General features: G+C 62.8%; 24 protein-coding genes and 3 pseudogenes. 21 read left to right on the forward strand and 6 right to left on the reverse strand.

Annotated features, from left to right (window positions below; genetic code table 11):
* The first annotated feature begins 4 nt into the window (after positions 1-4).
* From ACFQT0_RS15790 to ACFQT0_RS15805, 4 genes are all read left to right on the forward strand, one after another.
* A complete protein-coding gene (locus tag ACFQT0_RS15790) occupies positions 5-967 on the forward strand; it encodes a hypothetical protein (protein ID WP_380204171.1) in 963 nt (320 codons plus the stop codon).
* Entirely contained in the window at positions 964-1,215 is a 252-nt protein-coding gene (locus ACFQT0_RS15795; RefSeq protein ID WP_380204173.1) for a hypothetical protein, read from the forward strand. Before ACFQT0_RS15790 ends, ACFQT0_RS15795 begins: the two co-directional genes overlap by 4 nt.
* 162 nt (positions 1,216-1,377) lie before the next feature.
* The gene (locus tag ACFQT0_RS15800) at positions 1,378-1,524 is read left to right on the forward strand and encodes a hypothetical protein (RefSeq protein WP_380204175.1); all 147 of its coding nucleotides are present in this window, start codon (positions 1,378-1,380) and stop codon (positions 1,522-1,524) included.
* Positions 1,502-2,302 (forward strand): AAA family ATPase, encoded by an 801-nt coding sequence (locus ACFQT0_RS15805; RefSeq protein WP_380204177.1) that lies wholly within the window; start codon positions 1,502-1,504, stop codon positions 2,300-2,302. The genes ACFQT0_RS15800 and ACFQT0_RS15805 overlap by 23 nt, the downstream gene beginning before the upstream one ends.
* Before the next feature lie 210 nt (positions 2,303-2,512).
* Here ACFQT0_RS15805 and corA read toward each other — a convergent pair whose 3' ends face one another.
* Positions 2,513-3,727, reverse strand: coding sequence for a magnesium/cobalt transporter CorA (gene corA, locus ACFQT0_RS15810; RefSeq protein WP_380204179.1), 1,215 nt, complete (start codon positions 3,725-3,727; stop codon positions 2,513-2,515).
* Positions 3,728-3,939: 212 nt separating this feature from the next.
* Here corA and ACFQT0_RS15815 point away from each other — a divergent pair, with 212 nt between their 5' ends.
* The 8 genes and pseudogenes from ACFQT0_RS15815 to ACFQT0_RS15850 all read left to right on the forward strand — a co-directional run bounded on the left by ACFQT0_RS15815 (position 3,940) and on the right by ACFQT0_RS15850 (position 11,079).
* Positions 3,940-4,155 carry a hypothetical protein gene (locus tag ACFQT0_RS15815; RefSeq protein ID WP_380204181.1) on the forward strand — a complete coding sequence of 72 codons (216 nt, stop codon included), beginning with the start codon at positions 3,940-3,942 and terminating at the stop codon, positions 4,153-4,155.
* A gap of 128 nt (positions 4,156-4,283) precedes the next feature.
* Positions 4,284-4,913, forward strand: a complete 630-nt coding sequence (locus ACFQT0_RS15820) for a hypothetical protein (protein WP_380204183.1) — start codon at positions 4,284-4,286, stop codon at positions 4,911-4,913.
* A 160-nt stretch (positions 4,914-5,073) separates the two neighbouring features.
* Positions 5,074-6,354, forward strand: a complete 1,281-nt coding sequence (locus tag ACFQT0_RS15825; protein ID WP_380204185.1) for a hypothetical protein — start codon at positions 5,074-5,076, stop codon at positions 6,352-6,354.
* A 57-nt stretch (positions 6,355-6,411) separates the two neighbouring features.
* On the forward strand, positions 6,412-7,365 hold the full coding sequence (locus ACFQT0_RS15830) for a glycosyltransferase family 2 protein (RefSeq protein ID WP_380204187.1): 954 nt from the start codon (positions 6,412-6,414) through the stop codon (positions 7,363-7,365).
* Between the two features lie 48 nt (positions 7,366-7,413).
* Complete coding sequence (locus ACFQT0_RS15835) at positions 7,414-8,256, forward strand: phytanoyl-CoA dioxygenase family protein (RefSeq protein ID WP_380204189.1); 843 nt, start codon at positions 7,414-7,416, stop codon at positions 8,254-8,256.
* 42 nt (positions 8,257-8,298) lie between these two features.
* Positions 8,299-9,450: a hypothetical protein gene (locus ACFQT0_RS15840; RefSeq protein WP_380204191.1), complete on the forward strand. Its 1,152-nt coding sequence runs from the start codon at positions 8,299-8,301 to the stop codon at positions 9,448-9,450.
* A 130-nt stretch (positions 9,451-9,580) separates the two neighbouring features.
* Complete coding sequence (locus ACFQT0_RS15845) at positions 9,581-9,922, forward strand: hypothetical protein (RefSeq protein WP_380204193.1); 342 nt, start codon at positions 9,581-9,583, stop codon at positions 9,920-9,922.
* A gap of 221 nt (positions 9,923-10,143) precedes the next feature.
* Positions 10,144-11,079 (forward strand): annotated as a pseudogene (locus ACFQT0_RS15850) (acyl-ACP desaturase).
* Positions 11,080-11,232: 153 nt separating this feature from the next.
* Here ACFQT0_RS15850 and ACFQT0_RS15855 read toward each other — a convergent pair.
* Positions 11,233-11,514, reverse strand: a complete 282-nt coding sequence (locus tag ACFQT0_RS15855; protein ID WP_380204195.1) for a DUF427 domain-containing protein — start codon at positions 11,512-11,514, stop codon at positions 11,233-11,235.
* 116 nt (positions 11,515-11,630) lie between these two features.
* Here ACFQT0_RS15855 and ACFQT0_RS15860 point away from each other — a divergent pair, with 116 nt between their 5' ends.
* Complete coding sequence (locus ACFQT0_RS15860; RefSeq protein ID WP_380204197.1) at positions 11,631-12,737, forward strand: vWA domain-containing protein; 1,107 nt, start codon at positions 11,631-11,633, stop codon at positions 12,735-12,737.
* A gap of 350 nt (positions 12,738-13,087) precedes the next feature.
* Here the strand turns inward: ACFQT0_RS15860 and ACFQT0_RS15865 are convergent, their stop codons facing one another.
* The gene (locus ACFQT0_RS15865; RefSeq protein ID WP_380204199.1) at positions 13,088-13,906 is read right to left on the reverse strand and encodes a c-type cytochrome; all 819 of its coding nucleotides are present in this window, start codon (positions 13,904-13,906) and stop codon (positions 13,088-13,090) included.
* A gap of 435 nt (positions 13,907-14,341) precedes the next feature.
* Here ACFQT0_RS15865 and ACFQT0_RS15870 point away from each other — a divergent pair.
* Together ACFQT0_RS15870 and ACFQT0_RS15875 are read left to right on the forward strand one after the other, a co-directional pair.
* Positions 14,342-15,862: pseudogene (locus ACFQT0_RS15870) on the forward strand (sigma 54-interacting transcriptional regulator).
* A gap of 345 nt (positions 15,863-16,207) precedes the next feature.
* Positions 16,208-16,831 (forward strand): COG4705 family protein, encoded by a 624-nt coding sequence (locus ACFQT0_RS15875; protein ID WP_380204201.1) that lies wholly within the window; start codon positions 16,208-16,210, stop codon positions 16,829-16,831.
* Between the two features lie 30 nt (positions 16,832-16,861).
* On the opposite strand, the gene ACFQT0_RS15880 is transcribed toward ACFQT0_RS15875, so the two are convergent.
* From ACFQT0_RS15880 to ACFQT0_RS15890, 3 genes are all read right to left on the reverse strand, one after another.
* Entirely contained in the window at positions 16,862-17,569 is a 708-nt protein-coding gene (locus ACFQT0_RS15880) for a hypothetical protein (RefSeq protein ID WP_380204203.1), read from the reverse strand.
* Positions 17,524-18,618: a M14 family metallopeptidase gene (locus ACFQT0_RS15885; protein WP_380204205.1), complete on the reverse strand. Its 1,095-nt coding sequence runs from the start codon at positions 18,616-18,618 to the stop codon at positions 17,524-17,526. Before ACFQT0_RS15885 ends, ACFQT0_RS15880 begins: the two co-directional genes overlap by 46 nt.
* A gap of 264 nt (positions 18,619-18,882) precedes the next feature.
* The gene (locus ACFQT0_RS15890; RefSeq protein WP_380204207.1) at positions 18,883-19,308 is read right to left on the reverse strand and encodes a DoxX family protein; all 426 of its coding nucleotides are present in this window, start codon (positions 19,306-19,308) and stop codon (positions 18,883-18,885) included.
* Positions 19,309-19,467: 159 nt separating this feature from the next.
* Here ACFQT0_RS15890 and surE point away from each other — a divergent pair.
* From surE to ACFQT0_RS15920, 6 genes and pseudogenes are all read left to right on the forward strand, one after another.
* A pseudogene (gene surE, locus ACFQT0_RS15895) lies at positions 19,468-20,327 on the forward strand (5'/3'-nucleotidase SurE).
* Between the two features lie 364 nt (positions 20,328-20,691).
* A complete protein-coding gene (locus tag ACFQT0_RS15900; protein ID WP_380204209.1) occupies positions 20,692-21,228 on the forward strand; it encodes a phosphoglycerate mutase family protein in 537 nt (178 codons plus the stop codon).
* 62 nt (positions 21,229-21,290) lie between these two features.
* On the forward strand, positions 21,291-21,863 hold the full coding sequence (locus ACFQT0_RS15905; protein WP_380204210.1) for a hypothetical protein: 573 nt from the start codon (positions 21,291-21,293) through the stop codon (positions 21,861-21,863).
* Positions 21,811-22,746 (forward strand): M20/M25/M40 family metallo-hydrolase, encoded by a 936-nt coding sequence (locus ACFQT0_RS15910; protein ID WP_380204212.1) that lies wholly within the window; start codon positions 21,811-21,813, stop codon positions 22,744-22,746. Before ACFQT0_RS15905 ends, ACFQT0_RS15910 begins: the two co-directional genes overlap by 53 nt.
* Positions 22,747-22,992: 246 nt before the next feature.
* Positions 22,993-23,571 carry a hypothetical protein gene (locus tag ACFQT0_RS15915; RefSeq protein ID WP_380204214.1) on the forward strand — a complete coding sequence of 193 codons (579 nt, stop codon included), beginning with the start codon at positions 22,993-22,995 and terminating at the stop codon, positions 23,569-23,571.
* Positions 23,514-24,782 carry a S8 family serine peptidase gene (locus ACFQT0_RS15920; RefSeq protein WP_380204216.1) on the forward strand — a complete coding sequence of 423 codons (1,269 nt, stop codon included), beginning with the start codon at positions 23,514-23,516 and terminating at the stop codon, positions 24,780-24,782. The genes ACFQT0_RS15915 and ACFQT0_RS15920 overlap by 58 nt, the downstream gene beginning before the upstream one ends.
* Positions 24,783-24,793 lie beyond the last annotated feature (11 nt).

Below are 24,793 nucleotides of genomic sequence, written 5' to 3' on the forward strand. Positions count from 1 at the left end.
GCTGGTGCCGGCCGAAAACGAGCGTGCCCCCGAGGCCCAGTATTTTACCCAGCTCCTGCTCCGGCACCCCGACCTGGGCCCGGCCCAAACCGTGGCCGGCGGCGCGGCGGCCAATGGCCGGGTGCTCACCTTCAAATACCCGCTGGTGGGCCGGCCTACGCTGCTGCCGGCCATGGGCACGCGCATTCCCGCCGTAGTGGTCCAGGATTCGGCCCGGGTGCTGCATTTTGTGAGCGCCGACAACACCGTAACGTGGTCGGATACGCTGGCGGGGCCGGCCGTGGGAGTGGGGCTGCTGCCCAGCGGCGGCGGCGTGCCGGGCGGCCTGCTGCTGGGCGCCGGCCACCGCCTGCACCTGCTCGCCAACGACGGCCGTGATGTGCTGCCCTTTCCGCTCAACCTGCCCGATTCGGTGCGCGTGGCCAAGCTGCTGGCCGCCCCCGGCAGCCGCACCGGCGCCCCGGCCCGCCTGCTGGCCACCACGGCCGGCAATGCCCTGATGCTGCTCGATGCCAAAGGCAGCTTGTTTCCCGGCTGGCAGCCCAAGCGCCTCGATTTTCCGTTGGCCGGCAACCCCGCCTTGCTCAGCGTGAACGGGCGCGATATTGTGCTGGTGCCCCTCCAAAACGGCTACGTGTACGCTTTCGATGGGCAGGGCAACTTGTTTCCCGGCTTTCCGCTGAGCGTGGGCGGGCGGCTGGCCGGCGACGTACTGGTGCAGGCCGGTACCACGCTGGGCCGTACCCGTCTCACCGTCGTGAACCAGCACGGCGAGCCTGGTGACCTTCAACCTGAGCGGCGACATTATCACCCGGAAGCGGGTGGCAACCTGGAGCCGCACGGCCCGCTTTCGCCTTGTGCCCGACGCCCAGGGCCGCACCTTCGTGGTGACGCGCGAAGACGGCAACCAGGCTCGACGTATACCTGCCCGGGCGGCCGGCGCCGCTGTTCACCCAGCGCTTCGTGACCTCGGGCATGAAGCCCGTGCAGTTCTTTGACTTTGGAAAAGGACGCCTCGTGGTGGCCGTGACGGAGACCGGGCCGGGGCAGGTGTTTCTGTACGACGGGCAGGGCCGCTTGCTGGGCGGCGACCCCTTGCCGAGCACCGGCACGGGCATAGGCCTCGCCTACGACGCCACCACCGACAGCTACCGCCTGGTGCGCCTGGTGGGCCCCGAGCCGCGCCGCACCGAGCTCAAAGTGGCGCTGCCGTAGCTCAACTTTTCTTTTTTCTGCCCGGTGCGCGATGTCGGGTTTAGCTCATGAATAGTTCTTTTTCCACGGGCCTGGTGGTGGGCAAGTTCTGGCCGCCCCACCGCGGCCACCAGGCTCCTGCTCGAAACCGCCGCCGCGCAGGTAGCCGAGCTGGTGGTACTGGTGTATGCCAATCCCGACTCGGGCACCATGCCGGCCGCCACGCGCGCCCAGTGGCTGCGCGACCTGTACCGGGGCGACGAGCCTGGCCGACGGGCCGCGCATCGGGGCCACGCCGCTGCGCATAGTGGCCCTCACGGCCGAAGCTGACGGCGTGACGCCAGACGCAGCCGACGACAGCACGCACCGGGAATTCGTGCGGCAGTGGTTGAGCCGCCAGGGCATTCGGGTAGCGGTGGTGTTCAGCAGCGAGGCGTACGGCCCGGGCTTTGCCGAACACCTGGGCGCGGCCCACGTGACGGTAGATGCGGCCCGTCGGCAAGTGCCCGTATCGGGCACGCTGGTGCGCGACAATCCAGCTCAATTTGCTCAATACCTGCACCCGCTGGTAGCGGCGCAGCTGGGTGCCGTGCCGCCCGGCCCGGTGCCGCGGGTGGTGCTGCTGGGAGCCGAAAGCAGTGGCAAATCGACCTTGTGTGCGGCCCTGGCCGAAGCCTTTGATACCACGTGGGTGCCCGAGTACGGCCGCACCCTGCACGAGCAAAAGCACGGCAACCTCGACTACGAAGACCTGCTCTACATAGCCCGGCGCCACGCCGAGCTGGAAGATGAAGCCGCGGCCCAGGCCCGCGGGGTGCTGTTTTGCGACACCAATGCCGCTACCACCGCACTGTATTCCTACTATTATTTCCACCGCTGCGACCCCACGCTGCAGGCCATGGCGGCCGTATGCGGGCAGCGGTATGCCCACACGTTTGTGTGCGCGCCCACCGTGCCCTTCGAGCAGGACGGCTGGCGGGGGCCGGAGGCGTTGCGCAGCTTCCAGCACGGCATGATACTCATGCAGCTCGACTTTTATAGAATTCCCTACACCTTGGTCAGCGGCACGGTAGCCGAGCGGGTAGCGAAGGTAAGGGGGCAGCTATAACAGATTCATAATCGTTGTGCATGGTAGGGCCTCATACCCGGCCCATCTCCGGTGGCGCGTACGTAGCGCGGACTTTTAGTCCGCGTCCCCGGCGGAAACCCGAACGACACCCAAACGGCACGCGGACGCGGACTAAAAGTCCGCGCTACAATCGGCTGGCTCCCCCTTTCCACCGGAGAGGCGCTAGGGGTGAGGCTCTTTGCCACATGGCTAACGCTGCTTTGAGAGCCAGCCTTTGCGCCAGAAGTAGAACAGCTGCCCCACCACCATCAGGGCCATGAGGCCGAGCACGGCGGGATAGCCCCAGGGCTGATACAGCTCGGGCATGTTGAGCGGGTTAGGGCCCGCGGGCGGAGCTTCGCGCTGGAAGTTCATGCCGTACACGCCGGCCACGAAGCTGAGCGGAATGAAAATGGCGCTGATGATGGTCAGCACTTTCATTACCTCGTTCATGCGGTTGCTCTGGTCCGAGAGAAATAGCTCGGTGAGGCTGGTGATGTTTTCGCGGTAGCTTTCGGCCAGGTCCAGGGCCTGCATGGCATGGTCGTAGGCATCCTTGAAAAAGAGCTTGATTTCGTCGGGCATCACCTCTTCGGGCATGCGCAGGATTTCAGAGATTTTGTCGCGCTCCGGGTACACCAGCCGCCGAAAGCGCACGATGTCCTTTTTGATGCGCAGAATGCGGTTGAGCATGCGGCGCTCGCGGCGCTCCGAGAAAATCCGCTCTTCCAGCCCTTCGATGTAGTCGCCGATGGCGGCCATGGTGGGGAAGTAATGGTCGATGACGACGTCGGTGAGGGCGTAGGCCAGGTACAGCGACGACTTGCGCTTCATCTGGCTGAAGTTGCTGCGCAGGCGGGCGCGCAGCGAGTCGAGGCAGTCTTCGTAATCGTCCTGGAAGCTGAGCACGTAGTTGGGCCCGGTGAAGAGCGAGAGCTGGTCGTCGTCGATTTCCAGGTCGGAAGTAAAGTCCGTCATGCGCGAAACCAGAAACAGCCGGTTGTCGCCGAATATGTCCACTTTGGCCCGCTGGAAATCCCCGAGCACATCTTCCATCTGCAGCGGGTGCAGGTCGAAGTCGTCCCGGAGGCGCTCCATCAGCCCAATGTCGCCGTAGCCGCGCACGTCTATCCAGTGCTTGAGCTCGGGGTGGCTCTGAAAGCTGGCCCAGAGGTCGTCGTAGTTCTGGTACTCGGCTTCCGTAAGGGTCGATTCGTCGTACGAAATCAGGAAAAGGCGCGGCGGCAGGGCGCCTTCCTTCACCATGAGCGCGCCGGGGCGCTGGCCCAGGGTCTGGGTTTGCTGGCGGGCCTGCTTGATGGCCTCCCGGTCGGTAATGCCGTAGCCGGGGCCTTCCATGGCGTCAGGGTCCAGCTCAACGGATTGGTCCGGCACGGCTTTGGGAACAGAATTGGTGGGGGTCATGCGCGATGGAAATGAAAGAAGCGGACCAGCCGCTTGGGGCGTCATACGCCCGGCCGCCCGGCCAGGATGCCGCCCACGGGCAGGCATCCGCGGCATGGGAGGGCCGGAACGCTGGCCTAGCGCCGGTTCTGTGCCGTACTTTGTCGGGAGAGCGACGAAATTTAAGTTTGAAATTAACAGATTCCTTTGTTAGCGCCGACGCCGTCGTGCGAATGCCCCCGCCCGGGCTGCTGGTGTGGGTGGCCGAAAGCGGGGCTGGCGGCCCGGCCGCACCGCGCCTGCCGCTGGCGTTCGAGTCGTTTCTGTACCTGCGGCCCGCGCACCTGGCTCTGCAGGCCGCGGCCGGGCCGGTACTCAGCTTGTATCTGGAAGACCCCGTGGCCGGCCGCACCGTGGCCCAGCCTGCACTGCACGCTTTCGGCCGATAGCGCCGTAGCCCACAGCCCCGCCCGGGCCCCATTCGGAGCCGTGCAAATGGCGCCCGGCGTATCGGTACCGCAGCTGCACCAGGCTGCTGGACGCGGCGGAAGCTGCCCTGCGGCAGCGCGGCATCCGGATGCTGGCCCTGCGCAGCTATCCCTTTGCCTACGACCCCGCAGGCGCCGCCGTGCTGGCCGAGGCCCTGCGGCAGCGCCACTACCGCGTTGCCCTGGCCGAGCAAAATTACCATCTCGACCCCGGCCGCGGCTACGAAGCCCACCTGCACCCCTCGGAGCGCCGCCGGCTGCACAAGTGCCGCCGCTACGGCCTGCATTTCGAGCAGGAGCCGCCGTTTCTGCTGCCCGCGGCCTACGCTTTTATCCAGGCCTGCCGGCAGGAGCGGGGCCAGGAGCTTTCGCTGCCGCTCGAGCGCGTGCAGGAGCTGTTTCGCAAGTTCCCGTGGGAGCATTTCCTGTTCTCGGTGCGGCAGCCCAATGGGGAGTGGGCTGCGCTCACGGTAGCCATCCGGGTGCATGAGAACGTGCTGTATAATTTTTACCCGGCCAGCCCATTGCGCTGCAATAGCCTGAGCCCGGTGGTGCTCCTGAACGAAGGCCTGCATGCCTTTGCCCGCGCCAGCGGCATTGCCGCGCTCGACTTGGGCACCTCGACGCTCGACTCGGGGCCCAATGCCTCGCTGCTGCGCTTCAAGCGGCACCTGGGCGGTGTGGCGGGCCTGCGCCTGAGCTGGGAAAAGACGCTGTAGGGAGGGTAAAGTGGCATTAGAGAGGTTACGAGGCGAGGGCCAGCCCGTACAACGACCCCGAAACCGCTCCAAGTAGCCCCGCAGCAACGAAACGGAGAAGCAGGCGGGACTCAGGGTGCCGTAATTTGCCGGGCCTTATTGTTTGATTGCCGTGCCACCCGTGCTCAAAGCTCCTGCCACTTCTCTGCCGCCTTCCATCAGCATCTGGCGGGGCTTTGTGCGCAGCTCGCTGGGAACGGGCGTGGCGGTGGGGGCGCGAGCGGCGGGCGCGCTCATCCTCAATAAGCTGTTTGCGACGCTGGCGCCGGCGGGCGGGCTCACACTGTTGGCTCAATTTCAGAACCTGATGGCCTTGTTCACCACGCTGCCCAACGACGGCGTGCACGTGGGCCTGTTGAAGTACCTGGCGCCGCTGCAGCCTGGCAGCCCGCGCTACCGCATGTGGCTGGGCTCCGCCGTCGGCCTCAACGCCGCTATCCTGTTGGCCGGGTGCGTGCTGCTGGCGGTGCGGGGGCCGGTGGGCTGGGGGTGGGGCAGCGTGGCGGCCTTTTTGGTGGGCACGGCGCTGCTCACGGGCCAGGGGCTGCTGGGGGCGGCGCTGCTCGCGGCCGGTAAGCTGCGGGCGTACATTGCTTTATCGGTGATGCTGGCCGCGCTGGGCACGGGAGGCGCAGGCGCGGCACTCTGGCTGCACTTTCCACTCCCGGTGGTGCTCTCCTCTTACCTGCTGGCGCAGGGCCTGACGGTGGTGCCGGCCCTGGTGCTGGCCGCCCGGGCCGGTTTGCTGCAGCACCTGCGGCTGGGCGCGCCGGTCAGCCGGACGGCTTTACGCGGGTTGAGCCAGTTTTTGCTGATGGCGGTGAGTACCCTGCTTTTTGGCAAAGCCGTCGACTACGTGCTGCGCGACTACCTGCTGGCCACCTTTGGCCCGGCCCGCACCGACTTGTGGCAGGCCGTAGCCAAGCTCTCCGACAACTACACCATGGTGTTTGCAGCCGTGATGAGCAGCGTGTTTTACCCGCGGCTGGCGGCCCTGGCGGGGCAGCCCCGGGCCGCGCGTAGCTACCTGCTGGGCGTGCTGGCGCTGCTGGCGCCCGTGCTGGCGGTTGGGTTGGGGCTGATTTTTGCGTGCCGCAACTGGCTGCTGCCGCTGCTGTTTGCGCCGCACTTGCTGGAGGCCCGCCAGCTGCTGGCCCCGCAGCTGCTGGGCGACTGGGCCAAGTTCCTGAGCTGGATTTTTATTTTTCAGCTCACCGCTAAAGCCCGGACGGGGCCGTACGTGGTGGTGCAGGCTGGCTCGGCGGCGGTGTTTGCGGCGCTGCTGGCAGTGCTGCTGCCGCGCTTTGGCCTAGAAGGGGCGGTGCTGGCCCACGCCGGCCGCTACGGGCTGCTGCTGATAGCCTGCGGGGGCTTTTATTTAAGAATGAAGAATGAAGAATGAAGAATGAAGAATGAAGAATGAAGAATTTTTCTTCCCCTCTTTTGTCGCCATTGCCCTATGCCCAATTCCTCATTCTTCACTCCTCATTCTTCATTGAGCGCAGCACCTCTGGTTACCATCGTAGCCCTGTGCCACAACCATGCGCCCTTCGTTCGCGAGGCCCTGGATTCCATTCTGAGCCAAACCTACCCCAACCTGGAAGTATGGCTGGTGGACGATGCCAGCACCGACGGCAGCCCCGCCATTCTGCAAGAATACGCGGCCCGGCACCCCACCTGGAAACTGTTGCTGCTGCCTGAAAACCTTGGCAATTGCCGGGCCTTCAACCTGGCCTTTCGCCAAAGCAGCGGCGATTTCGTCATTGACTTCGCCACCGATGATGTGCTGCTGCCCAACCGTGTAGCCCAGCAGGTGGCCGCATTTCAGGCGGCCGAGCCCATGGTCGGGGTGGTGTATTCCAACGCCGAGCCGATTACCGAAGACGGCAAACTGCTGAGCCTGCACCACCGCCTGGCTAGCCACGGGGAGCTGCTGCCGCGCCCGGCCAGCGGCTGGGTGTTTGCTGAGGTGCTGCGCCGCTATTTCATCAGCACGCCCACCATGATGATGCGGCGCGCCTGCCTCGACCAGCTGGGCGGCTACGACGAAACGCTGGCTTATGAGGACTTCGATTTCTGGGTGCGGGCCAGCCGCGAGTGGCAGTTTCTTTATTTAAACGAAGTGACTACGCGCAAGCGCAAGCACCCGCGCAGCATGAGCAGCCGCGCCTACCAGCGCCACGACCCGTACCTGGCCTCCACCATCGAAGTGTGCAAAAAGGCCCTGGCCCTGGCCAACGGCCCAATCGAGCGCGGGGCGCTGGCCACGCGCCTGCGCTGGGAGCTGCGCCAGGCCGTGCGCCGCCACCGCCACGCCGAAGCCCGCGAGCTGTTTCGGCTGCTGCGCCAAACCGGCCCGCCCTCGCCGCTGGACTGGGCCCTGGCAGGCTGGAGCCATTTGTATACGCTATAAGGGCTATTTTTGGGAATAATATAGAGGAGCTACCCACCTCGCATTGCTATGGAGCCAGCCGACCCGGCGTCTTTTGACTATCTGCACCCGAACGGGCGGTCTTTGACCAACCAAGTGGAAGGGCCCCGCAAGTCCGACGCGAGCGACAGCATTCTCCTGGCCCAGGACGTTGACCTGAGTGCCCGGGCCGCCTGGGCCGCGGTGGGCTTTGCCGTGGTGCCCGGGCTGGCGCCCACTGCGCAGAACCAGCTCCAGGCTGGCCTCATGCATTTGTTGCGCGAAGCCCTTCGTGCCGCTGGCTGTCCGGTAGCGTCAGATTTTGATGTGACCCGCTACCACCACGTCGTGGGGGACGACCCTGAACTTCACCATGCGGTCATCGCTCAAACAAAAGCCTACGAGTTGAGCCAACTCCCCATTGCCCCAGCCTTGCTGGAGGCACTGGTAAGCGCCGCCTGCGGTCAGGCGGTGCGGGCGTACAATCCGCACACGCGGGAGGCGGTTTTTCACCTGCGCATCGTGCGGCCTCACCGGTCCGACCACAACCCTTTGCACCGCGACGCCTGGCTCCCTCGCTACCAAGATGCTTTAAATATTTACCTCCCGGTGGCTGGCAGCACGGTTCGCTCTTCCCTCACCCTGGTGCCCGGGAGTCACCACTGGCCCGAAAACGCGGTGGAGCGAACGGTTGGCGGGGCTATTTATAACGGTATTCCCTTCACCGTGCCCGGCGTGCTCCGCCCGACCCGTCCGCTCGACCTCATTCGGCCCAATCCGGGGCCCGATGAAGTGCTGGTGTTTTCTCCCTATTTGCTGCACGGTGCCGCCGCCAATTTGAATGAGGACGCCACGCGTATTTCCCTTGAAATGAGGTTCTGGCAGGCCCGATAAGGCCGCGCCCTGTTTCTTCGCGGTTTATTCTTTCCTGCTGCTGTGCCCGGCCTTTTTCGTTTCAACGTCCTGTTGCGTTTTTTGCTGCCCCTGGTCCTGATTCTGGGCACGATAGCCGGGCTGGGTAGTTATTATGAGGCAAGCGATGACACGTCGCTCACGTGGCTTTTCTCGGGGGTAGTTGCCCTGAAACCGGTAGCTTCGGTTCCCTTGTATTTTCATGGATTGAGCCATTTGCTGGCGGCCGCGTACGCGGCCTCGCCCGGCGTGCCGTGGGTTGGGGTGCTGTTGGGCGGGCTTTTGGGGGCGGCCACGGTGTTGATATTTACCGTGCTCGAAACCATGTTGCGCCCGCATCTGCGGCCAGGGCAATTAGCGGCAGTGCTCACCCTGTTTTTTGCAGTTGCCCTGCTCGAGCACTGGCTGTGGTTCAGCTACGTGCGGGTAGCGCTGGTGCTGGCCGGCGCTTGCCTGTTGTTTGCGGCCCAGCGCCCGGGCCAGAAGGCGCCAATGCTGGTCGGATTGCTGGGGCTGGCTTGTGCCTGGCTGATGCGCCCCAGCCTGGCGGTGCTGGCCTTTGGTGCCACCTTGCCGGCAGTACTGCTGCTGGCCGGCCAATGGCGCCGGGCCTTGCCGCTGGTAGTGAGCGCGGCCGTGGGGCTGGCGCTGGCAACGGGCACCGCCGCACTGCTTCAAACCCCCGCCGAAGCCCAGGTGCAGATGCGCGACAAAGCCTTTGCCCGCATCCTGGACTTTGAGCAACTGCAGCCCCAGCCCCGTACCACCGCCGACAGCCTGGGCACCGCCGCCATCGATTTGTGGATAATGGGCGACTCCACCGTGGTCAATCCGAGCCAGTTGGGCCGTGCCTACCATTTTGATGCGCGGTATTTCTTTGCCCGCACTTTCCCCGCTAAGCTGAGCCAGCGCCTGGCGCTGCTGGTGCGCGACTACTTCCCACTGCTCCTGGCTTTGGCCGTCATGGCCGTGGTGGTCTGGCAACGGCCGGGGCGGCACGGGTGGTTTTGGCTGGTGCAGCTTGGCTTCACTGGGTTCTTTGTGCTGCTGGCCGGGCTGCTCAAGCTGCCGCCGCGGCTGGAGCTGCCGCTGCTCAACTTCTGGCTGCTGGCCAACCTGGCTTTTCTGCTCCGGGGAGCCCGCCCAATTTCCGTGGTTTGGCGCCGCCTGGGCTAGGGCTAGCCTTGGTCGTTTTGCTGCTCTACGGGGTCAAAACTCTGCACCGCCGGCAAGTGCTGGGGCTGGAGCAGCACCGGCACGAAGTGGCTTTGGCTGAAATAAAGCGAGCTACGGCGGGGGCATTCGCGTGATGGCGGGCACCAACGACCTGCTCAAAAGCCTGTCGCCGTTTCGGGTGTACTCCGTTGGGGCGGGCCCGGTCTTGCTGCTGTCGGGTTGGCAATCGCACGACCCCTCGCAGGCGGCGCTGCGCCGGCAGCTGTCCGGCAAGGCGGGGCAGGACGCCTGCCTGCGCTACCTGGCTCAATTCTCGCAGGACACCAAATGGCTGCTTTCCGAAGAAACGGCGCAGTGGCTCAACCGGCGCTTTCGCTACGAGGCGGGTAGGGGCCCGGTCGTGGTGCTGCGGCCCGGAATGCGGTTGGCGGCCGATAGCACGTTGCGGTTTTACCAGCCGCTGGTGCGGTGATTCGCGGTAGCTCAACCACGCGGGGCGATGCCAGAAAGGGCGCCGTTTCGCGTAAATGAGCCGCTGCATACGGGTAATGCCATAATTTTATACCCCGCCCCGCGCCCCAACCGCAGACCTTTGCCCCAGGAAAAGCGTTTCCTTCCCAACTACCTCACGTTTTCGAGCCCCATTCTATGCTTTCGTCCACAATGACTTCCCGTGCCGAAGTCCTCCAGCACATGGAGGGTTTCCTGAAATCGAACATGGGCACCTTCCTCAAGAGCGTGGAAGACAGCTGGCAGCCGGCCGATTTCCTGCCCGACTCCCGCCAGGAAACCTTTTTGATGAAGTAAAAGAGCTGCGGGCCAAAGCCGAAAACCTGAGCTACGACCTGCTGGCCGTGCTCATCGGCGACACCATCACCGAAGAGGCGCTGCCCAACTACGAGGCTTGGTTTCACGAGGCTCGACGACCTGAACCGCGACCCCAACAACGGTTGGGCCGAGTGGATTCGGGGCTGGACCGCCGAGGAAAACCGCCACGGCGATTTGCTCAACCGCTACCTCTACCTCTCGGGCCGCGTGAACATGCGCGAGTTTGAGGTGAGCACCCAGTACCTCATCAACGACGGCTTCGACCTGGGCACCGCCCACGACCCGTACCGCGCCTTTGTGTACACCAGCTACCAGGAGCAGGCCACCAACATCTCGCACCGCCGCGTGGGCCAGGCGGCCCGCCAGGCTGGCGACGACCAGCTTTCGAAAATGTGCGGCATGATTGCGGGCGACGAAAACCGCCACGCCCGTGTGTACAAGACGTTTGTGGAGAAAATCTTCGAAGTTGACCCCAGCGAAATGATGCTGGCCTTCGAAGACATGATGCGCAAGAAGATTGTGATGCCCGCCCACTACATGCGCGAAATGGGCATCGAAATGGGCAAGACCTTTGGCCACTTCACCGATGCCGCCCAGCGCATCGGCGTGTACACCAGCTCCGACTACACCGACATCCTCGATTCGCTCATCAAGGACTGGAAAATCGAGCACATCACCGACCTCAACGGCCCCGCCGAAAAGGCCCGCGACTACATCATGGCCCTGCCCAACCGCCTGCGCCGCGTAGCCGACCGCATGCCCGTGCCCAAGCTCGAATACAAGTTCAAATGGATTAGCTAAGCGAGCCGTAAGTAAAGGAACGTCATGCTGAGCGGAGCCGAAGCATCTCGCGTGTGGTAGCAATCAAATCGTTAAACGACTGAGTCACTATTGCACGCGAGATGCTTCGGCTCCGCTCAGCATGACGTTCTGTTTTGTGTCGGCCTGCTTCGCTTACTTTTCCACCTTCACGCCTTTCCAAAACGCTACCCGGCCTTTTATTTCCTGGGCGGCTTCCTTGGGCTCGGGGTAGTACCAGGCGGCGTCCTTGTTGTGCTCACCGTTGACACGCAGGGAGTAGTAGCTGGCGCGGCCTTTCCAGGGGCAGGTGGTTTGGGCGATGCTCTGCTCGAAGAATTCGATGCGGATGGAGTCGGCCGGGAAGTAGTGGTTGTTTTCGATGACCACCGTGTCGTTGCTTTCGGCCACGACCGTGTTGTTCCAAATGGCTTTCATGGGAGTGGGGAGTTGATTGGATTGCTAAGCTAGGGCTGCCTGAAAGCAGGCCCGCGGATTGAACATTGCCAGCGCGGCGGTTGTTTTGCGGGCCTATCCTCTGATATCCGATACTTATGGCCGTTGGCTTCCGCTTCCGCGATTTTGTTCCCGAAGACCAGCCCGAAAAGGGCTTTGAGTCGTTGTTTAAGCTGTTTATGCAGCTGGTTACCATCACCTCCGGCGACGTGGGCGAGGCCTTGCAGTGGCTCAACGAGCTCGACAAGCAGTACGGCCTCACCGACGACAACTACGGCATGGGCAATTTCATCGACGACCTGAAGAAAAAGGGCTACATCGATGAGAACGAGCAGGAAAAGGGCGCGTTCAAGATTACGCCCAAAACCGAGCAGGGCATCCGCAAGTCAGCGCTGGAAGAGATTTTCGGCAAGCTGAAAAAGAGCAGCACCGGCAACCACCGCACGCCCCACACCGGGCAGGGCGACGAGCAAAGCACCGACCTGCGCGAGTTCCGCTTCGGCGACTCGCTCGAGCAGATTCAGATGTCGGAATCCATCCGCAATGCCCAGCTCAACCACGGCATGGACGGCGACGATTTCATGCTGACCGAAGGCGACCTGGAAGTGCGCGAAAACGAGCACAAGTCCCAGACCAGCACCGTGCTGATGATTGACATCTCACACTCCATGATTCTCTACGGCGAAGACCGCATCACCCCGGCCAAGAAAGTGGCCATGGCCCTGGCCGAGCTCGTGAAGCAGAAGTACCCCAAGGATTTCCTCGACGTCATCGTATTCGGCAACGACGCCTGGCAGATTGAAGTGAAGGACTTGCCCTACCTGCAGGTGGGCCCCTACCACACCAACACCGTGGCCGGCCTGGAACTGGCCATGGACCTGCTCCGCAAGCGCAAAACGCCCAACAAGCAGATTTTCATGATTACCGATGGCAAGCCCACCTGCCTGAAGGAGGGCAACGGCTACTACAAAAACTCCTTCGGCCTCGACCGCAAGGTGGTAAACAAGACCCTGAACATCGCCGCCGCCGCCCGCCGCGTCAAGATTCCCATCACCACGTTCATGATTACCTCCGACCCGTATCTGCAGAAATTCGTGGAGGAGTTCACCGAAGTGAACCAAGGCAAAGCCTATTATAGTGGCCTGCAGGGCCTGGGCCACCTGGTGTTCGAAGACTACAAAAAGAACCGCCGCAAGACGCTGTAGCTTCCTGGACTGAAGCCGGTGTTCTGAAACGCTTATTCTGTTAAACTAATTTCGAAACTAAGCTGAACGTCATGCCGAGCGGAGCCGAGGCATCTTGCCCGCCGGAACCTCACCCCCGGCCCCTCTCCCCAGGAGAGGGGAGCCACGGCACAAGGTTTAGCTCAATTTTAAGCAAAAAGCCCCAACTCAATTGAGCCGGGGCTTTTTCTTTTGGTTTACATCAGGCTCCCCTCTCTTTTGGCTTCGCGACTCAAGCGAACCGGGGCCGGGGGTGAGGTTTAACGATGCGGGCGAGATGCCTCGGCTCCGCTCGGCATGACGTTTTTTTGCCCTTCCATTTACTGCCATTCTTACTTTGTACCAACTGAGCCATCTTCCGGCGTGGCGTTCTTGATTTTCGGGACGGTTTTCAGGTAGGCCCAGATGGCGTGTACCTCATCGTCGGTCATGGTTGAGAACTTGGGCATGGGCGTGTGCAGAATTCCAGACGGCGCCATGCCGAATTTCACCGCTTTGCTGAACTGCGCTTCGCTCCATTTGCCAAGGCCGGTTTCGGGTTCCATGGTGAGGTTGCGGCTCACGCGCAGATTTAGCTCATCGTCGAGCATTTTGTGGCCGCCGCCTAAGAAGCCTTTGGATAGCTCGGGCTTGGCTTCGTTGTTGGTGCTAAAATCCTGCGAATGGCAGTAGTAGCACTGGTAGCGACCCACCACCAGGTAATGACCTAGCGCCACGGGTTGGGACGCCGGAGGGGCATCGGCCAGATGTTTGACCAAGGGAGTTGGTTTCAATACGTTCTTGAGCAGGTTCTTGCCCAGGGGCGACAATTCCTGGGGGTGGCTGGGCTCGGCGGTGGGCTGCACCATGGCATTATTTGACCGCAAAAAGGCCACAATACTGGCGGCGTCTTCATCAGTCAGGTAAGCAAAGTGCGGCATGGCCACGCGCAGGCGGCCGTCGGGGCCTGCCCCCGTACGCACCATGGTCACAATTTGCTGGTCGGTCCAATCACCGATACCAAATTTGGGGTCCGTCGTGATGTTGGCCGAATACAGCTTGCCAAAGTCGGTGCCCAGGTCGGGCATGGGCCGGCCCGCCAGGGTATTGGTCGACGGGTTTCGGTGGCAATGCGCGCACATTACCGTCACTATTTTTTCGCCTTGCAGCACGCGTTTCGGGGTGCTGGGGCGTACGGCTGCCACCGCTGGAGCCTGCTGTTGAGGCGCGCTCTGCACGCTAATAAATGCTGTCAATCCAGCCACGACCAGTACCAGTATTCCGCTTGCAAGGGGAAGAATATGCAGGGGCGTTTTCATGTTATCACAGAAAGTTATCAGCGTGGAAGAGCATGTCTTTATTTAAAATACAATAATTATTAATGAAAAAACAATAGTTGAGCTAGCTATGCGCCGTGATTTTAAGCCAATGCCTTTCCTCGAAGCCCTACTACAGCAACTACATCTTGTGCCTCTTCCGTAAGCAATAGATGACGCGGCAGCTCAGGCCGCTTCGCGTGCCGCGGCGGCCGCGGGTGCCCGCCTGAACCTCCATCCCCCTTTCACGGTTAAACTACCCGGGAAACCCTTTTCCCTTCAACGCACTCCATGAAGCACGAAACCATACAGACCCTGGGCCAGCTCCGCGCCAGTGGCTATAAAACCCGCAGCGTGAAAGCCGAGCCTGCGGGAAAATCTGATTCAAAAGCTCCGCAATAAGGAGGAAGTATTTCCGGGAATTTTTGGCTACGACGAAACCGTCATTCCCGACCTGCAGCGCGCCATTCTGGCCGGGCACCACATCAACCTGCTGGGCTTGCGCGGCCAGGCCAAAACCCGCATTGCGCGCCTGCTGATAAACTTACTGGACGAGTGGATGCCCGTGGTGGCCGGCTCCGAGCTCAACGACGACCCGCTACAGCCGCTGTCGGTGTTCGCCAAAAACCTCATTGCCGAAAAAGGCGACGACACGCCCGTGGACTGGATGCACCGCGACTCGCGCTACACCGAGAAGCTGGCCACGCCCGACGTATCGGTGGCCGACCTCATCGGCGACGCCGACCCCATCAAGGCCGCCACGCTCAAGCTGCCGTATTCCGACGAGCGGGTGATTCACTTTGGCCTGATTCCGCGAGCGCATCGCGGCATTTTCGTCATCAACGAATTGCCCGATTTGCAAGCCCGCATTCAGGTGTCGCTGTTCAATATTCTGCAGGAAGGCGACATCCAGATTCGCGGCTTCAAGGTGCGCTTGCCGCTCGATATCCAGTTCGTATTCACGGCCAACCCCGAGGACTACACCAACCGCGGCTCAATTGTGACGCCGCTCAAGGACCGGATTGACGCCCAGATTATCACGCACTACCCCAAGAGCATCGAAATCGGCAAGCGCATCACCAAGCAGGAGGCCCGCATCAAAGACGAGCAGAAGGGCATGGTGACCAGCAACGAAATCGTGCACGACCTGGTGGAGCAGGTGGCCGTCGAGGCCCGCGGCTCCGAGTTTGTGGATGCCAAGTCGGGCGTATCGGCCCGCCTCACCATCTCGGCCTACGAGCAGGTGATAGCCGGGGCCGAGCGCCGCGCGCTGGTAAACGGCGAAAAGAACACCTACGTCCGCGTAGGCGACTTTATTTCGGCCGTGCCCGCCATCACCGGCAAAGTTGAGTGGTGTACGAAGGTGAGCAGGAGGGCGCCGGCATTGTAGCCGAAAAGCTGATGGGCAAAGCCATCCGCACGCTGTTCCTGCAGTATTTCCCGGACCCCGACAAGTCCAAGAAGCTCAAGAACCGCCCTTCGCCTTACAAGGCCATTCAGGAGTGGTTCGGCAGCGGCAATACCCTCGACCTGCTGCACGACGCCAGCACCGCCGACTACCGCAAAGCCCTGGACCAGGTACCCGGCCTGCGCGACATCGTAACCGAGCTGCACCCCAACGAGACGCCGGAGCACACCTATTTCCTGATGGAATTCCTGCTCCACGGCCTGGCCGAGCACAGCCTGATTTCGCGCAACCGCCTCACTTCGGGCGCGCAGTTCAAGGACCTGCTGTCGTCGATGTTCACCATGCCCACCTTTGGGGATGAGGACGACGAGGACGAAGACGAGAAGCCCCGCCGCCGGCGCTAGGCTCACATCGCCCCAACTGCACAGGGCCCCGGCTTCGCCAATTGGCGAAGCCGGGGCCCTGTTGTATAAAAACGGTGCGTGCAATCCGATGATAGCAGCTTTCGGATAAGCGGAACAGCCTAAGGGACTGGTTTTGCGTAGGAGGGGCAGCCGCTAAAAAGCCAATGCGCGGCTGGCTGCCTCACGCTTTCCCCACTATTTGCATGAAGAAGATTGCAGAAGTTACGCTCTTGTTCTGGGTGATGAAAATTTGCGCCACCACCCTAGGCGAAACCGCTGGCGACCTGCTGGCCCAAACCATGAAAGTGGGCTACGGCACCACTCGCTCATCCTCGTCGGCTTTTTGTGCTGGTGCTGCTGGGGCAGCTGGCCGTGTCGCGCTACATTCCGGCTTTGTACTGGGCTACCATTCTGGCCACCAGCACGGCCGGCACCACCATTTCCGACTACATGGACCGCACTCTGGGCCTGGGCTACGCCACGGGCTCGCTGATATTGGTGACGCTGCTGGGGGCGGTGCTGGGCCTGTGGTGGATGCGCGAAAAATCGCTGTCCGTCAACGAGATAAAAAGCCGCACCGGAGAAACATTTTATTGGGCCGCCATATTAGTGTCCAATACTTTGGGTACGGCTTTGGGCGACTTCCTGGCCGATGATTCCGGCCTGGGCTTTGGCGGCGGAGCCTTGCTGATTGGCAGCCTGCTGGCGGTGCTGGTGCTGGCCTATTACTTCACCAGCATTTCGAGGGTGCTGCTGTTCTGGGTGGCGTTTGTGCTCACCCGGCCGTTCGGGGCCACGTTTGGCGATTTGCTCACCAAGCCTACCGACAAGAACGGGCTGGACTTTGGCACGCAGGGTTCGTCGCTCATTCTGTTTGGGCTGCTGCTTGCGCTGGTGGTCTACGATTCGTTCCGGTCCAGGCACCAGGCAGCTATTTCGGAAGAAAACCTGCAGGAAACGAATGCCTGATTTTGCAAGGAAGGTTATGTGGCGAGGCGATTATTTTGACCTAAGCTCGCCCTGGCCCATCCAGCGCGCCACGGGGTAGCGGTTGTAGCCGGGCTCGTGGTGGGGCGAGTTCAGGTACACCCATTCCAATTGGGCTGGGCCGTTGCTGGCAAAGGCCGGGTTTTGCTGCTTGAGGGTCTCCAGGCGCTGGCGCAGGGCGGCGTCGCGGCGCAGCAGGTCGGCGGCCACGTCCTCGAAAACGTAGTCCGAGAAATGCTCCTTCTGCTGCAGCACGCTGTCGAAGAACCCCCAGGCGAAAAAGGAGTCGGTAGCCTGGGGCTCCAGGGTTTCCAAGAGGTAGCGCACGGGCGCCGTGCCGCTGAGGTAGCACACCAAGTCGCCCTTGTGGAAGGTGACGGTTTCGGTGGCGGTGCGCAGCTTCACCTGGCTGTGCAGGTAGTGGCCCTCGTAGGCGCGAGGGCTGGTTTTGTAGTCCTCAAAGTGATACACTTCCACGGGCACGGTCACGTCCTGAGCCAACGGCTCCAGCGTGGCGCCGTTGCGGCGCAGGATGTCCACTACTTCGCCCCAGGCCTGGGGAATAAGGTAGGCCGTGGGCCGGCGCGCGGTGACGGTGGGCTTGTAGATGTTGAAGTACTTCACGGGCCGGATGAAAGGCGCGGCGCGGTCGTAGTAGAGGCGGGGCTGGCCGCTCACCTCGCTGGGCTTCGTGCGGCCCTCGTAGCCGCGGAACTGCACGGTTTCGTGTTGGGTTTCGTCGAGGGCCCAGGCCAGGGGAAAGTAGTTCGGGCAGTAACCTCGGCCGCAGCGGCGGCGCGGGCCGTGGCTATAGCCGCCGACTGCTGCCCCACCGTTTCGAGCATGATTTTCAGGAAATCATAGGTGGCGTGCACGCGGGGGGCGAAGGCCTTGAGCATGTGCGTCTCGGGCATGAAGCCGATGGTGTTAAACAGCGCCGCGTAGCCCGTGGAGTAGCGCGGCGTTTCCAGAAAAGCCCGCAGGCCGCTTTCCGGCGTTTGTCCCTCAAAGTCCACGTAGGGCGTCATGGGCCATTTTTTCTTCTCCATGCCCTTGTACAGCGCCGGCAGCATCTGGCCCTGCAGGTACTGGCCCAGGGCCGGCGCCAGCTTGCTGTGCTGGGTGGCAATGAGGGTCATGGTGTACTGGTAGTCGGCCCCGTTGGAGGTGTGGGTTTCCACGAACACATCGGGCTGCCACTTCTGAAACAGCCCCGCAAACGAGCGGGCATTGCGCGAATCCTGCTTGATGTAGTCGCGGTTAAGGTCGAGGTGCCGGGCGTTGCCCCGAAAGCCGTAGGCCGCCGGGCCGTTCTGGTTCACGCGGGTAGTAGAGTTGCGGTTGAGCATGCCGTCCACGTTGTACACCGGCACAATGACCACCGTGACGTTGGCCAGCAGCTTCTGCAAAGACTTTTGCTGCACCAGGTCGCGCGCCAGCATCATGCTCGCGTCGATGCCCTCGGGCTCGCCGGGGTGGATGCCGTTTTGAATGAACAGCACCCGCCGGTTTTTCCGGCGAGTGCTGGCCGGGTCGGTGTCGCCGTCGGCCGAAAGCACCACTTCGTGCAGGGGCTGGCCCGAGTCGGTGGGGCCGGCCTCGGCCAGGTGCAGCTGTTTGGGGTAGGCCGCCGCCAGCTTTTGGTAATAGCCGATGCATTCGGCGTGGGTGGCGGTGGTGTTGCCGCCGCCGCTTTCAAAGGGAGTGCGCCATTCGGCGGCTGGCGGGGTGATGGTCATCAGTAGCGAAGCAAGCAAGAGGGTAAGCATGGGTACAAAAGAACAAAACTCCCCTCCTTAGTTGAGGAGGGGACGTTGCCGCGCCTGCGGCAACTGGGGTGGTTGAGCCCTTGAATGATGGGCGAACGACTTGGGCGGGAATCGTTGGGGTGACGTGCGGGTGTCGTTGGCTGCGCCGACCTTCGGTTCAACGGCTCAACCCTCCCCGTTCGGCCTTGCGGCTGAACATCCCCTCTTTAGCTTCGCTGACCTTCGGTTGGTAAGGAGGGGAGTTTTTGGCTCAACTATAGGCGGCTACCTTAGCCGGCTGCCGAACAGCCGCTCGTCGAGGCTATAACGGCCCGGCCCGGCAAAGAGCAGGCCCAGAAAGACAAAGGCCGATTCCAGGGCGTGAGCGTATTCATTGAATCCCTGGCCCTTGCTCACGTGCATTACCGTGGCCATTATCATGGTAATCAGCAGGCCCACGCACGCCAGCCGGAACCACAGCCCCAGGGCCAGGAGCAGGCCTCCGCCAAACTCGGCCAGCGCCGCCAGAAGTCCCCAGAAGGTGGGTGCAAAGCCCAGTCCCAGCACGTCCATTACACCGCCCACGCCGGCCCAGGCCGTGGGGCCACCAGCCAGCTTGGGGAAGCCGTGTATCATGAACATTACCCCAAGGCCGACGCGCAGCAGCAGCAAACCCAGGTTGTGGTATTGGTAACGGTTGGTGAAAATCATGCGGTTAGGCAAAAAGTGGTGGCGGTTTCCGGAGGCTAATTACGCACACGCGAGCAAAACCTGTCGGTGGGGACCTAAACAATTGCCAGCGCAACACGGTAGGCGAGGGGCCTACCTTTGTGGCCGGTTCCGATTCGCTTTTCTCCTTACTTTGCTTTCATGACTCCTTCCCGCCCCCTGATTCTTGTTTCAAACGACGACGGCATCACTGCCCCGGGCATCCGCCACTTAGTAGAAATCGTGCAGGCGCTGGGCGCCGAAGTGGTGGTGGTAGCCCCGGATGCGCCGCAGTCGGGCATGGGCCATGCCATCACCATCGGCCAGGCGCTGCGGCTCACCAAAAACCCGGTCTTCGGGCCCGACGTGGAAGCCTACGAATGCTCGGGCACGCCCGCCGACTGCGTAAAAATTGCCAAGCACTACGTGCTCAAAGACCGCACGCCCGACCTGGTGGTGTCCGGCATCAACCACGGCTCCAATGCTTCGGTCAACGTTTTGTACTCGGGCACCATGTCGGCGGCTATTGAAGCGGCTATTGAGGGACTGCCGGCTATCGGCTTCTCCCTCTGCGAGTACGGCCCGCAGGCCGACTTCTCGCACGTGACCGAATGGGTAAGCCAGATTTGCCGCCAGGCCCTGGAAAATGGCGTGCCCCCGGCACGGCCCTGAACGTGAACATCCCCAAAAACTCGGACACGCCCATCGCCGGCCTGCGCCTGGCCCGCCAGGCCCGCGCGAAGTGGCAGGAGGAGTTTGACCGCCGCCTCGACCCCTACCAGCGCCCGTACTACTGGCTTATCGGCTCCTTCGTAAACCTCGACCACGGCACGGACACCGACGAGTGGGCCCTAGCACACAACTACGTTTCGGTGGTGCCCTGCAAGTTCGACCTCACGGCCAACCACGGCCTGGAACTGCTCAGCGCCCAGTGGCAGATGCCGCTGCCCGAAGCCACCGTGGAGGAAACGCCGCCCCAGCCCGTGCCATCCGGCGACTACGGCCCCGCCAGCCTGGGCTAATTTGTTGAGCTAAAGCAGCTTCAGTGTTGGGCTGAATAGGGCCCGGTGGAGCTGCCATTACGAGGTAGAGACGCAATATTTTGCGTCTCGTCGTTGAACGACCAGGACCGCGCCGTTGGGCTTGTATCGGTGAAATAAGACTGTTCAACGACGAGACGCAAAATATTGCGCCTCTACCTCGTGCCACCATAGCGCCACAACCCGGCGTCCTGCTTCATGGTGCCGGCCAGCATCTGCTCCTGCGCTTTGTTGCGGGTAGCCTAAATTGCTGGCATATTAATTTTTCAAGCCTCTCCAAGATGAAATTACGCCTTGCCCTTTGGTTTTTTTGCTGGCTGGATTTGCCGGTTTCCTGGGTGGTTCCGTGGCGTACGCGCAGCAAGGGCCCGCGAAAGGGCGAGGCAATGCCAAAACAGCCGTGACGACGGTGTACCTCGTGCGCCACGCCGAAAAAGATACCACCCCGGGCCTCGCCGACCCACCGCTTTCGCCAGTAGGCGAGGTACGTGCGCTGGCGTTGCGCAAGCAGCTGGCCAAGCACCGGCCGACCGCCTTGTTCACCACCGACACCAAGCGCACCCGCTCCACCCTGGCCCCGCTGGCCGCGGCCACCAGGCTCGAGCCGCTGGTGTACAACCCAAAGGAAAATGCGGCACTGGTGCAGCGTATTCAGCAGGAATACAAGGGTAAGACGGTAGTCGTGGTGGGCCATTCCAATACGCTGCTGCCGCTTATTGAGGCAATGGGAGGCACCTCATCGGTGAAGGAAATCGGCGACAATGAGTACGATTATCTGTTCACGGTGCGCTTGGTGGAAGGCGCCCAGCCCACGGTAACCGTGCGGCACTACGGCGCCAAACAAAAAGCCGCGCCGGTGGCCAAGGCCGTGCCCATGCGCTAGTAGCCGGGTTGGGCCCGTACTTTCGCGCTTAGCCCCGGCGTTTGGGGTACTACTTCTGCAATATGACGAACCTGAATTCAGCGGCTTGGTGCCGCCGCACTACCTTGGCCGCTGCGGCCGTACTGGCGGGCTTGGCGCCAGCCCACGCCCAGCGGGCTGCCCGCAAGGCAAAAGCCAAAATGGACCTGATGGCCGACCGGGTAGACCGCACCGATTCGCTGGCCCTGCGCAAAATCTTCGACGAAGCCCTGCTGCGCGGCGAGAGCTACGAAAACCTGCGCTACCTCACCGGCACCATCGGGGGCCGGTTGTCGGGCTCGCCCCAGGCCCAGCAGGCCGTGGAGTGGGGCAAAATCACCATGGAAAAAGCCGGCTTCGACCGCGTGTACCTCCAGGAGGTGATGGTGCCGCACTGGGTGCGCGGCTCGAAAGAGCGGGGCGAGATAGTAGGCAACAAAGGCAAGGAAATCAAGGTGGCCGTGTGCGCCCTGGGCGGCTCGGTAGGCACCAATGGCAAGCTGAAAGCCGGCGTGGTGGAAGTGCACAGCTTCGACGAGGCTCAACAAGCTGCCCGACGAGGCGGTGAAGGGCAAGTTTGTGTTTTACAACCGCCCCTTCGACGACGCGCTGATTGAACCCGGCATGGCCTACGGCCGCGCCGGCGACCAGCGCCGCATTGGCGCAATTGAGGCCGGCAAGCGCGGGGCCGTGGGCGCCTTGGTGCGCTCGCTCACCAGTGCCCACGACGACTACCCGCACACGGGTACCATGAACTATGACCCGGCCGTGCCCAAAGTACCCGGCGCCGCCCTGAGCACCCTGGCGGCCGATAAGCTCAGCCTCCTGCTCAAGGCCAATAAGGACCTGGAGTTTGAGCTGCAGATGGAGTGCGTGACCTTGCCCGATGAGAAAAGCTACAACGTGGTGGGCGAAATCAAGGGCTCGAAGTTTCCGGATGAAATCATCACCGTAGGCGGGCACCTCGACTCCTGGGACCTGGCCGAGGGCGCTCACGACGACGGCACCGGCGTGGTGCAAAGCATGGAGGCCCTGCGCCTGCTGCGCGCCGCCGGCCTGAAGCCCGAGCGCACCGTGCGCGCCGTCCTGTTCATGAACGAAGAAAACGGCAACCGCGGCGGCACCGAGTACGCCCGCCTGGCGGCCCAGAACAAGGAAAAGCACCTAGCGGCCATCGAGTCCGATGGGGGGTTCACACCCCGCGGCTTCAGCGCCGAGGCCGAGCCGGCCATTGTGGCCAAGCTTGCCAAGTGGGGCCCCTTGCTCAAGCCCTACCACGCCTCCGACCTCACCGTCGGCCACGGCGGCACCGACATCGGCCCCCTCAAAACGGCCGTGCAGCCCAAGGCCCTCATCGGGTACGACGGCGACTCGCAGCGCTACTTCGACATTCACCACACCGCCGCCGATACCTTCGACAAAGTGAACCGGCGCGAGCTGGAGCTGGGCGGCGCCAGCATGGCCTCACTAATTTATTTGCTAAGTAAATACGGTCTTTAGCAGCGGTTTACAATCGCTTATCTTAACAAGCGGTTTAAAAGAGATAAAACCACCTTCTTTGCCGGAGTAAGCCTGCTTAAGCTCACCGCAAGCCAAATGAACCTGTCCAAAGCCACTTGTGGGTTCGGCAGGTTCATTTGGCTTGCGTAGGGGCAGCGCAGGTCCGGGCGGAGGTAGGGTTTAGGAAGAAAAGGAAGCCGTAAGACGATTATTGTGAAAAGGTACTGGCTCTGTTTACTGTCGGGTTTGTCGCTGCTTGGGCTGCCCATGCCGGCCGTCGCGCAGGGCCCGGGCCCCGGCCAATCGGCGCGGTACTGGGTGACTTTTGCCGATAAAACCGGCGTCCGGTTTAACCCCGCGCGGTACTTTACGCCCGCTGCCCAGGCCCGCCGCGCCCGCCAGAATTTGCCGGCTTTCGAGGTCACCGACTTGCCTGTGCGGCCCGACTATCTGGCCCAGGTGCGCGTCGCGGTCGACACCGTGACGTTGGTGAGCCGCTGGTTCAATGCCGTTGCTTGCCGGGCCACGCCGGAGCAGGCCGCTGCATTGCGGCGGCTTCCTGGCATAGCTTGCGTCGTGGCCTGGCCTCAGGCTATTGGCTCAATTGCGACGCACGCGGCGAAAGCTGCCGCAGAAAACCGGCTCAACTCCTTGGCAGGCAAGTCGATTTCGGCCAATGACTACCTGCTGGCGCGGCGCCAAACTGCGCACCTCGAAGGGGCAGCCCTACGCGCTGCCGGCCTCGACGGGCGGGGCTGCGCATTGCCGTGTTCGACGTTGGGTTTCGGGGCCTGCCGGAGCACGAGGCTTTCCAGGAACTGGTGAGAAGTAAGCGGATTGTCGCCACGCACGACTTTCTGAAAAACCGCGAGAATGTGTACGCCGGCGGCAGCCACGGCACCGAAGTCATGGGCTGCCTTGCCGGCCGCTTGCCGGCCGGCAGTGGGGAGCCCGGCCCGGCCCTGGGGCTGGCCCCGGCCGCCGAATACTTCCTGGCTCGCACCGAGCAATTGGGCCGGGAGCGCTACGCCGAGGAAGAAGCCTGGCTGGCTGCCGCCGAATGGGCCGACCGCCTCGGGGTCGACATCATTAATTCTTCGCTGGCCTACACCGAGCAGCGCTACTTTCCCGAGCAGATGAACGGGCGCCTTAGCCTGGTTTCGCGCGCCGCCAACCTGGCCGCCCGCAAGGGCATACTGGTGGTGAGCGCCGCCGGCAACGACGGAGACAATGACTGGGTGCGCATCGGCACGCCCGCCGACGCCGACTCGGTGCTTGCCATCGGCGGGCTCGACCCGGAAACGGGCCTGCACGTCGATTTCAGCTCTTACGGCCCCACCGCCGACCGTCGGGCCAAGCCCAACCTGGCCGCTTTCGGCATCGTGCTCACCACCACGCCCAAGGGCTACGAGCGGCTGGAAGGCACCTCGTTTTCGGCGCCTTTGGTGGCGGGGCTCGCGGCCTGCCTGTGGCAGCAGCACCGCCAGCTCACGGCTATGCAGCTCTTTCAGGGACTGGAAAAATCGGCCGAGCTGTACCCATATTTTGACTATGCGCACGGCTATGGCCGGCCGCGCTTCGCACATTTCGCGCCGCCCGCCGGGTCCCCGCCGCCCGTGGCCGTTGGGCCGACCTTCGACTTTGTGCCTCACGACAGTCTGGTGGCCGTCATTATTCGGTCCGAGGCGGCGCTTCGGCCGGCGGTAATGCTCCCGCTGATGGTGGAGCAAAGCGACGTAGCCGTACACGTGACCCCGTTGGCACCCGACCCAAAGGGCCCGGCCGTGGGAACGGTGCCTTCGGTGGGGCGCGAGCAGCCCGTGCCGGCCGGCAGTGCCCCGGCAGCGCCGCTGCCCGAGCCCAACTACCCCGCCTACCTATTCTGGAACCTGGCCGACCGCCGCGGCGTGCTGCACCGCTACGAAACCCGCGCCGTGAGCCAGCGCCTGGTAGTGCAGGTGCCCCGCCGCCTGCTGCAGGGCGGGGAGGTGCTGCGGGTTCATTTCAAAGGCTATACCGGGACGTATTCGGAATGAGCAAGCTTTAC

This window comes from Hymenobacter humi, assembly GCF_042665855.1.
GTDB classification, from domain to species: domain Bacteria; phylum Bacteroidota; class Bacteroidia; order Cytophagales; family Hymenobacteraceae; genus Hymenobacter; species Hymenobacter humi.